Source organism: Pseudooceanicola lipolyticus (assembly GCF_002786325.1).
GTDB classification, from domain to species: Bacteria; Pseudomonadota; Alphaproteobacteria; order Rhodobacterales; family Rhodobacteraceae; genus Pseudooceanicola_C; species Pseudooceanicola_C lipolyticus.
The window spans coordinates 26,794-34,729 of the sequence record NZ_PGTB01000031.1; the positions used below are offsets into that span (position 1 = coordinate 26,794).

11 protein-coding genes are annotated in these 7,936 nt (G+C 62.5%); 10 read left to right on the forward strand and 1 reads right to left on the reverse strand.

The annotated features are described in order from the left end of the window. Positions 1-5 precede the first annotated feature (5 nt). The gene (locus tag CVM52_RS10400; protein ID WP_100162439.1) at positions 6-662 is read right to left on the reverse strand and encodes a histidine phosphatase family protein; all 657 of its coding nucleotides are present in this window, start codon (positions 660-662) and stop codon (positions 6-8) included. A gap of 154 nt (positions 663-816) precedes the next feature. Between CVM52_RS10400 and CVM52_RS10405 the strand changes: the two genes are divergently transcribed. The 10 genes from CVM52_RS10405 (at position 817) to CVM52_RS10445 (ending at position 7,785) form a co-directional block, all read left to right on the forward strand. Further along, complete coding sequence (locus tag CVM52_RS10405) at positions 817-1,287, forward strand: MaoC family dehydratase (protein WP_100162440.1); 471 nt, start codon at positions 817-819, stop codon at positions 1,285-1,287. Between the two features lie 117 nt (positions 1,288-1,404). After that, a complete protein-coding gene (gene aroQ / locus CVM52_RS10410) occupies positions 1,405-1,851 on the forward strand; it encodes a type II 3-dehydroquinate dehydratase (RefSeq protein WP_100162441.1) in 447 nt (148 codons plus the stop codon). 17 nt (positions 1,852-1,868) lie between these two features. Further along, a complete protein-coding gene (locus tag CVM52_RS10415; protein ID WP_100162455.1) occupies positions 1,869-2,606 on the forward strand; it encodes a helix-turn-helix transcriptional regulator in 738 nt (245 codons plus the stop codon). 461 nt (positions 2,607-3,067) lie between these two features. Next, the gene (locus CVM52_RS10420; protein WP_100162442.1) at positions 3,068-3,742 is read left to right on the forward strand and encodes a phosphatidylserine decarboxylase; all 675 of its coding nucleotides are present in this window, start codon (positions 3,068-3,070) and stop codon (positions 3,740-3,742) included. Between the two features lie 12 nt (positions 3,743-3,754). Further along, positions 3,755-4,501 (forward strand): CDP-diacylglycerol--serine O-phosphatidyltransferase, encoded by a 747-nt coding sequence (pssA, locus tag CVM52_RS10425; protein ID WP_100162443.1) that lies wholly within the window; start codon positions 3,755-3,757, stop codon positions 4,499-4,501. A 9-nt stretch (positions 4,502-4,510) separates the two neighbouring features. Then, positions 4,511-5,134 carry a class I SAM-dependent methyltransferase gene (locus tag CVM52_RS10430; RefSeq protein ID WP_100162444.1) on the forward strand — a complete coding sequence of 208 codons (624 nt, stop codon included), beginning with the start codon at positions 4,511-4,513 and terminating at the stop codon, positions 5,132-5,134. Between the two features lie 12 nt (positions 5,135-5,146). Beyond that, positions 5,147-5,443, forward strand: coding sequence for a helix-turn-helix domain-containing protein (locus CVM52_RS28100; protein ID WP_133119824.1), 297 nt, complete (start codon positions 5,147-5,149; stop codon positions 5,441-5,443). A 93-nt stretch (positions 5,444-5,536) separates the two neighbouring features. Beyond that, complete coding sequence (gene purB / locus CVM52_RS10435) at positions 5,537-6,841, forward strand: adenylosuccinate lyase (protein WP_100162445.1); 1,305 nt, start codon at positions 5,537-5,539, stop codon at positions 6,839-6,841. Positions 6,842-6,994: 153 nt separating this feature from the next. Then, positions 6,995-7,153 carry a chitin-binding domain-containing protein gene (locus CVM52_RS10440; RefSeq protein ID WP_100162446.1) on the forward strand — a complete coding sequence of 53 codons (159 nt, stop codon included), beginning with the start codon at positions 6,995-6,997 and terminating at the stop codon, positions 7,151-7,153. Between the two features lie 95 nt (positions 7,154-7,248). Then, the gene (locus CVM52_RS10445; RefSeq protein WP_100162447.1) at positions 7,249-7,785 is read left to right on the forward strand and encodes a tetratricopeptide repeat protein; all 537 of its coding nucleotides are present in this window, start codon (positions 7,249-7,251) and stop codon (positions 7,783-7,785) included. The last annotated feature ends 151 nt before the right edge of the window (positions 7,786-7,936 follow it).

Genomic DNA, 7,936 nt, shown 5'->3' on the forward strand with positions numbered 1-7,936 from the left:
CCGGCCTAGACCAGATGCGCACAGTCGTTGAAGCCCTTGACCCACATGCGGTCGCCCCGCACCACGATCCGGCTGATCGAGCCGTTGGCGGCGCCGTTGAAATGGAACGGTTGCGCGCCGCTGGCCACCGACACCGCCGCACCGATCACGCCGCCATGTACAAAGACCGCCACCCGTTCGTCGGGATGCGCCGCGGCGATGCGCAGCAGCCCGGCCCGCACCCGCGCCTGCAAATCGGCGGTGCGTTCGCCATTGGGGATTTCGCCCCATTCCTGGGTTTCGATGGCGCGGCGGAATTCCGGTGCACCTTCGGCGGCCTTGATCCGGTATTCGCCGCCATCCCAGTCGCCCAGCCGCACCTCGCGCAGATCCGGTTCCACCCGCAGTTCCAGCCCCAGATGCGCCGCCAGCGGCGCGGCGGTCTGGTGCGTTCGTCTCAGGGTCGTCACGTAAATCGCGGAAATCGGGTCGGTTTTCAGCCGCTCGGCCACTTTGACCGCCTGCTGTTCTCCCTCGGGATGCAGCGCCGGATCCCCATGGCCGTCGACCATCGGGAAGGATTGGCCGGGGCGCGCCGCCTCGGTGCGGCCATGCCGGATCAGCAGCAGGTCGGCCGCTCCGGCCGGCGGGCTGTAAGTGGTTTGGTGATATTCCCGGCTCATATGCGCGCTCCCGCCTGTGACTGTTCCGGTCCTAGCGGCAAAGCAAATAAGATGACAAGCCGTGCGCCGGGCGAAACCGCGTGGGTCGGCCATGGCGCCGATGCACCGCGAGAAGCGCCTCGCACCCCCATATTCTGATCATCGGAGGACTGACATGGCCGCAATCGACGACGCGCTGGCCCAGGGCAAGGCCATAACCGGCACCGAATTCGGCGTTTCGGACTGGATCACCGTCGATCAGGAGATGATCGACCGTTTTGCCGAATGCACCTTCGATGATCAGTGGATCCATGTCGATCCCGAGCGCGCCGCGCGGGAGACGCCATTTGGCGGCACCATCGCGCATGGATTTCTGACGCTGTCGCTGGCGTCGAAATTTGCCCGGGACTGCACCGCGCCCTATCCGGGCCAGGCGATGGCGATCAATTACGGATTCAACAAATTGCGCTTTCTGTCGCCGGTCCGGGCGGGCAGCCGCCTGCGCGGGCGATTCGCGCTGAAGGATATCCGCAAGCGTTCGGATACCGATCTGCTGCGCGTGTTGGCGCTGACCATCGAGATCGAAGGTCAGGACGCACCGGCGCTGGTGGCGGAATGGCTGGGCCTGGTGGTTTTTTCCCGCTAACGCACTGCAATCCAAGGATTGACCGCGCCGACGCGACGGCCAATTCTTAACAATTGGTAAACTGGACAAGCCCCGGTTGTGCCGTTTATGCAGTTGCGGCCTTGGGATAGTATTAACATGAAAAGCATACTGGTTCTCAACGGACCAAATTTGAATCTGCTCGGCACCCGCCAGCCCGAGGTCTACGGGGCGACAACCCTGGCGATGATCGAGGCTTCCTGCACCGCCCATGCCGCCGAGGCCGGGCTGTCGGTGAGTTGCCTGCAATCCAACCATGAAGGCGTGTTGATCGATGCGATCCATGCCGCCAAGGGCAAGCATGACGGCCTGATCCTGAATGCCGGGGCGCTGACCCATACCTCGATTGCGCTGATGGATGCCATCACCTCGGTCGAACTGCCCCTCGTCGAGGTACACCTGTCCAACATCCACGCCCGCGAGCCGTTTCGCCACAAGTCCTACATCGCCCCTGTCGCGCTGGGCCAGATCTGCGGGTTTGGCGCGCAGGGCTATCTGTTGGCCATCGACGCGCTGAAGGCACATCTTTCGGGAACAGAACCTTGAGCGATCTGCGCGAATACATGCTGTACCTGTCCAATGTGCCGACGCTGGAAGAATTGTGGTCGGCCCATACGGAACAGATGAAATCCTACGGGTTTGACCGGCTGATTTACGGTTTTACCCGGTTCCGGACCCAGACCTCGCTGGGCGATCCCGAAGATTTTTTAATCCTCACCAATCATTCATCGGCCTATATCGATGGCTTTATCAACAAGGGTTTATATTTCCACGCGCCGATGCTGCACTGGGCGCTGGAAAACGAGGGCGCGGGCAGCTGGCGGCTGCTGGGCGAGAAATTCGACAAAGGCCGCCTGACCCGGGAAGAGCTCAAGGTCATCGAGTTCAACCTCGCCATGAAGGTCACCGCCGGATACACCATCAGCTTCAAATCGGTATCGGCCCGGTCCAAGGGCGCAATATCGCTGGCGGCGCGGGTCGGCCTCAGCCAGGAGGAGGTCGACGAGATCTGGGCCGAGCATGGCGACGACATCCACCTGATCAACAATATTGCCCATCTCAAGATCCTCACCCTGCCCTACCTGCCGCCCCACCGGGTGCTGACCCGGCGCCAGCGCGAGGCGCTGGAATGGGTGGGCGACGGCAAGACCACCCAGGATATCGCCCTGCTGATGGGGCTGACCTCGGCCACGGTGGAGAAACACCTGCGTCTCGCCCGCGAGGCGTTGTCGGTGGAAACCACGGCACAGGCGGTCATGAAAGCCGCGCTGCACAACCAGATGTTCGTACTCGAGGCCTGACACGCGCCGGCCCGCATTCCGCTGAATTGTTGGAGGGGTTGGCGGCGCAAGATTCGGACTTCTGACGCCGGGTAAGGAATCCATTACTTTCGAATGTTAAATAAAGATCGCAAACTGTGATCGTTCCGTGAGTGGTGGCTTTGGCCATGGAACTTCGGGAAAAGAACCTTGTGATTTGAAGGCTCTCTATCCTGTCCGGTCTGGGCGTGTATTGATCCACGTCCCGGCCGGAGCTCGAATATTGGTCCTGTCCATCCCCAATGCAGCGGACCATCGAGAGACCGGGGCCGGACATGTTCCGGTTCGGCCCTGGTTGCTGTTTTGCGAATTTCGGCCTCCCCCACCCGCAGTGATCCGAATGCGGTGCCCCATCGCCCAACCGCAGCATCCCCGCGCGACGGTTCTTGCATTCAGGGCCAGTCGGCGTATGCAAGGCACTTCGAATGCCCGGGGGAATTGCCATGCGCATGCACGAAACTTTCATCAAGCCGATGCACCGCGAAGGGATCAAGTTCGTGGCGATCTTCGCCGCCGTGACCCTTATGCTGTTCCTGGTGTCCGACCTGCTGGGCTGGATCGGCGTCGGCCTGACGGTGTGGTGCTATTACTTCTTCCGCGACCCCGAACGGGTGACGCCCGCCCGCCCCGGCCTGGTGGTCAGCCCCGCCGATGGCATCGTTTCGCTGATCGAACCGGCGACGCCGCCGGCGGAACTGGGGATGCCCGATGTGCCGCTGACCCGGATCAGCGTGTTCATGAGCGTGTTCAACTGCCATGTGAACCGCGCCCCGGTCGCTGGCGAAGTCACCGCGGTGGCCTATCGGCCGGGCAAGTTTTTCAACGCCTCGCTCGACAAGGCCAGCGCCGACAATGAACGCAACGGCCTGTGCATCCGCGTCGCGGATGGCCGCAACCTGGCGGTGGTGCAAATTGCCGGGCTGGTAGCGCGGCGCATTGTGTGCTTTGTCTCGCCCGGGGAAGCGTTGCAAACCGGCGAACGGTTCGGGCTGATCCGCTTTGGCTCGCGCCTGGATGTCTATCTGCCCGAGGGTGTCGTGCCCTTGGTGAGCATCGGACAGACCATGGTGGCGGGCGAAACCGTGCTGGCCGAACTGAACGCGCCGACATCTGAATAGTAGAAAGTGCCGATGCTGGGACCGTCCAGAAAACCGGATAGCGAACTCGCAATAACCCAATTGCTGCCGAACATGCTGACCATTCTGGCGATCTGCGCCGGGCTGTCGGCGATCCGCTTCGGCGTGCAGGGCAACTACACCCTGGCGGTGCATCTGGTGATGGCGGCCTGCGTGCTGGACGGGCTGGACGGGCGCATCGCCCGTCTGCTGGGCAGTGACAGCAAGATGGGCGCCGAACTGGATTCGCTGGCTGATTTCCTGAATTTCGGCGTGGCACCGCCGCTGATCCTGTATTTCTGGGCGTTGCAGGACATTCGCAGCCTCGCCTGGCTGGCGGTACTGATCTACGCGGTCTGCTGTGTGATGCGGCTGGCGCGATTCAATGTCAGCAGCAAGTCGGAAGAGGCCGAACCGGCAAGCGCCTACTTTCAGGGCGTCCCGTCGCCGGCAGGCGGGCTGCTGGTGATGCTGCCGATGTATCTGTCCTTCGCCTTTACCAACGCGCCGCTGGTGCCGGCCCCGGTGATCTGTCTTTACATGGTGTTCATCGGCTTCCTGATGATCAGCCGCATTCCCACCTGGTCGTTCAAGACCTCGCGGGTTTCCCGTCAGAACGTCAAGTTTTTCCTGGTCGGAGTCGCCTTTATCGGTGCCGCGGTGCTGACCTTTGCCTGGGTGACCTTGATTTTGCTGTGCCTTGCCTATGTTGGAATGGTGGCTTGGGCATGGCTGGAAAAAGAAATCCCTTCAGGTCGATAAGGCAAAGACATGGATATCAAAACCGTCCAGAACTCCTATGCGCGCTGGGCTCCGGTCTATGACAACACCTTCGGCGCCGTCACTGATGTGGGCCGCCGCCGCACCGTGAGCTATATCAACGGCGCGCCTGGTACGGTGCTGGAGGTCGGGGTCGGCACCGGGCTGGCGCTGCCGCATTACGCGCCGGGCATGCAGGTGACCGGGATCGATTTCAGCGAGGACATGCTGCAGAAGGCCCGCGACAAGGTTCAGCGGATGAAGCTGCGCCAGGTCGTCGAACTGCGCCAGATGGATGCCCGAACCCTGGACTTCCCGGACAATTCCTTCGACACGGTTGCGGCGATGCATGTGCTGTCCGTGGTGCCCGAGCCGGAAAAGGTGATGTCCGAGATCGCGCGCGTCTGCAAACCCGGCGGGCGGGTGGTGATCACCAACCACTTCAAGCGCCAGACCGGGATGCTGGCCTCGATCGAGCGGTTGTTCTCGCCGTTTTCGCATATCCTTGGCTGGCATTCCGATTTCGAGATCGAGACGGTGTTGCAGGAAGAGACCCTGCGGGTGGAAGAACAGCGCTCGATGCCGCCGCTGGGGATGATGACGCTGCTGATCCTGCGGAAAACGACCGGCGGCTAAAGCGCCGCGCCGGTGAAGGCCGGCCGCTGTTCCAGGCGTGAACGGAATCGTCTCGCTGGATATGCGCCACCTTCAAATGCGACTTCCGTTAGAAACCAACGGGCTATCCATTGGGGCGCCTCTGGACCAGGAGCCGCCAACGCGGAACTCGGCAGCCAAGAACGTCGCAGAATTAAACGTTGGCGACAGGCCAAAGTTGCGGTTCCGAAGGTGGCACAGGCCCTGCGGCGTCCGAAAGCGAGGATTCATCGGGAGTTGACGCGGAATTTCTTTCCCGTGGCATGCTTGTCGAACCGCGATGGCCGCTAAGGCGCCCCCCTCGCCCGCCTTGACCTTGCCGCGCCAGCCCTGCCGGTCTAAGAGGCGCGCAACTGTCGCAATCAAAAATCGGTGCCGCTGCCAATGATCCCTCGCTATTCCCGTCCCGACATGGTCGCCATCTGGTCGCCCGAAACCAAGTTCCGCATCTGGTTCGAGATCGAGGCCCATGCCTGCGACGCGATGGCCGAACTGGGCGTGATCCCGAAGGAAAACGCCCAAGCCGTGTGGAAAGCCAAGGACGTGGAATTTGACGTCGCCCGCATCGACGAGATCGAGGCGGTGACCAAACATGACGTGATCGCCTTCTTGACCCACCTGGCCGAGATCGTCGGCAGCGACGAGGCGCGCTTCGTGCATCAGGGCATGACCAGCTCGGACGTGCTGGATACCTGTTTCAACATCCAGCTGGTGCGCGCCTGCGACATCCTGATCGAGGATATGAAACAGCTGCTCGCCGCGCTGAAGAAACGCGCCTACGAGCATAAGGACACGGTGCGCATCGGCCGCAGCCACGGCATCCATGCCGAGCCGACGACGATGGGCCTGACCTTTGCCCGGTTCTATGCCGAGATGGACCGCAACCTGAACCGGCTGGAAAAGGCCCGGTTCGAGGTTGCCACCGGGGCGATTTCCGGCGCTGTCGGCACTTTCGCCAATATCGACCCGCGGGTCGAGGAACATGTTTGCAAAAAGCTGGGCCTCGAGCCCGAGCCGATTTCGACCCAGGTGATCCCGCGCGACCGCCACGCGGCGTTTTTCGCGGCGCTGGGTGTGGTCGCCTCGTCGGTCGAGAACATCGCCATCGAAATCCGCCATATGCAGCGCACCGAGGTGCTGGAAGCCGAGGAGTTCTTCTCGAAAGGTCAGAAAGGCAGCTCGGCGATGCCGCACAAGCGCAACCCGGTGCTGACCGAAAACCTGACCGGCCTGGCCCGGCTGGTCCGCATGGCCGTGGTGCCGGCGATGGAGAATGTCGCGCTGTGGCACGAACGCGACATCTCGCATTCCTCGGTCGAGCGCAACATCGGCCCCGACACCACCGTGACGCTGGATTTCGCCCTGGCACGCCTGACCAGCGTTGTAGAAAAACTGGTGGTTTACCCGGACAACATGATCAAGAACATGAACAAGTTTCGCGGTCTCGTCATGTCCCAGCGGGTGCTGCTGGCGCTGACCCAGGCCGGGGTCAGCCGCGAAGACAGCTATCGTCTGGTGCAGCGCAACGCGATGAAGGTCTGGGAAGAAGGCAAGGATTTCAAGACCGAGCTGCTGGCCGATCCCGAGGTTACCGCCGCGCTGAGCGCCGAGGAGATCGAAGAGAAATTCGACCTCGGCTATCACACCAAACATGTCGACACCATCTTCGCCCGCGTCTTCGGCGACTGACCGGGTCCGGGCATTGCCCTGCGCAATGCCCGGTTTCACGCCCGGATCCACAGCGGCCGCGCGCGCTGCGCCGCCGAGGTTTGTGAAAGCGTTTTGACCCCACGTCATTCCGGGTTACCTTTCTGGCATTGCCGCTTTGAAAGGACGTTCCCAATGACATTGAAGACCGCCCTCGCCGCCCTGACCCTTACGCTTGTTCCCGCCGTCGGTTTTGCCATGTGCTCGGGCCATGAAACCCAGGCGCAATCCTGCGCCGAAGGCAGCGTCTGGGACGCCGCCTCGCAATCTTGTGTGAAGCAAGCCACAAGCTGATCGGCTATCAGCACGTAGACAGAGGGTGGTTTCTGCCGCCCTCCGATTCTTGAGGACGCGAGCGTAACCGTTCACGTTAGTTAGGGAGTTCCCATATGCGCCTCGTTCTTGCCCTTGCCTTGTCCCTGCCCGGCCTGGCCTTTGCCGCCGGTTCCGGTGACGACAATACCTCGCCCCCCAGCACCACCAAGACCACCCAGTCTTGCAAGGGGGCCCAGGTCTGGGATGAAAAGACCAAGAAATGCGTCAACCCGCAGGATTCGCGGCTGGACAGCGACACGCTCTATGGGGCGGTGCGCGAATTGGCCTATGCCGGGCGCTATCGCGATGCCCAGGCGGTGCTGGCGGCGATGCCCGACCAGGGCGATGACCGGGTGCTGACCTACTGGGGCTTCACCCACCGCAAGATGGGCGATACCGACCAGGCCAACCGTTATTACCGGCAGGCCATCGCCAAGAACCCCGACAACATCCTCGCCCGCTCCTATATGGGTCAGGGCTTTGTCGAGGCTGGCGACCTGGACGCCGCCATCGCGCAATGGCGCGCGATCAAGGCCGCGGGCGGCGAAGGCAGCTGGGCCGAGGCCTCGCTGCGCGAGGCGATCCGCAGCGGCACTACCTACAGCTACTGATCCTTTCAGGCCTTCTTTACCCCTCTGCGCCTAGACTGCCCCATCCTCCGGGGGCGTTTGGGCAAGGGTCACTGAATGCAGGATCACAACGCAATCGCGCGGCTGCCAGCGGCGGCCGCGCCTGCCGGCACGGGGCCGGGCGGCGCACGCG

Excerpts from the sequence above, each read along its gene's own strand:
- CVM52_RS10440 (WP_100162446.1), top strand. The coding sequence starts at position 6,995 with ATGACATTGAAGACCGCCCTCGCCGCCCTGACCCTTACGCTTGTTCCC.
- CVM52_RS10405 (WP_100162440.1), top strand. The coding sequence starts at position 817 with ATGGCCGCAATCGACGACGCGCTGGCCCAGGGCAAGGCCATAACCGGC.
- CVM52_RS10445 (WP_100162447.1), top strand. The coding sequence starts at position 7,249 with ATGCGCCTCGTTCTTGCCCTTGCCTTGTCCCTGCCCGGCCTGGCCTTT.
- CVM52_RS10420 (WP_100162442.1), top strand. The coding sequence starts at position 3,068 with ATGCGCATGCACGAAACTTTCATCAAGCCGATGCACCGCGAAGGGATC.
- pssA (WP_100162443.1), top strand. The coding sequence starts at position 3,755 with ATGCTGGGACCGTCCAGAAAACCGGATAGCGAACTCGCAATAACCCAA.
- CVM52_RS10400 (WP_100162439.1), bottom strand. The coding sequence starts at position 662 with ATGAGCCGGGAATATCACCAAACCACTTACAGCCCGCCGGCCGGAGCG.
- aroQ (WP_100162441.1), top strand. The coding sequence starts at position 1,405 with ATGAAAAGCATACTGGTTCTCAACGGACCAAATTTGAATCTGCTCGGC.
- CVM52_RS10415 (WP_100162455.1), top strand. The coding sequence starts at position 1,869 with ATGCTGTACCTGTCCAATGTGCCGACGCTGGAAGAATTGTGGTCGGCC.
- CVM52_RS10430 (WP_100162444.1), top strand. The coding sequence starts at position 4,511 with ATGGATATCAAAACCGTCCAGAACTCCTATGCGCGCTGGGCTCCGGTC.
- purB (WP_100162445.1), top strand. The coding sequence starts at position 5,537 with ATGATCCCTCGCTATTCCCGTCCCGACATGGTCGCCATCTGGTCGCCC.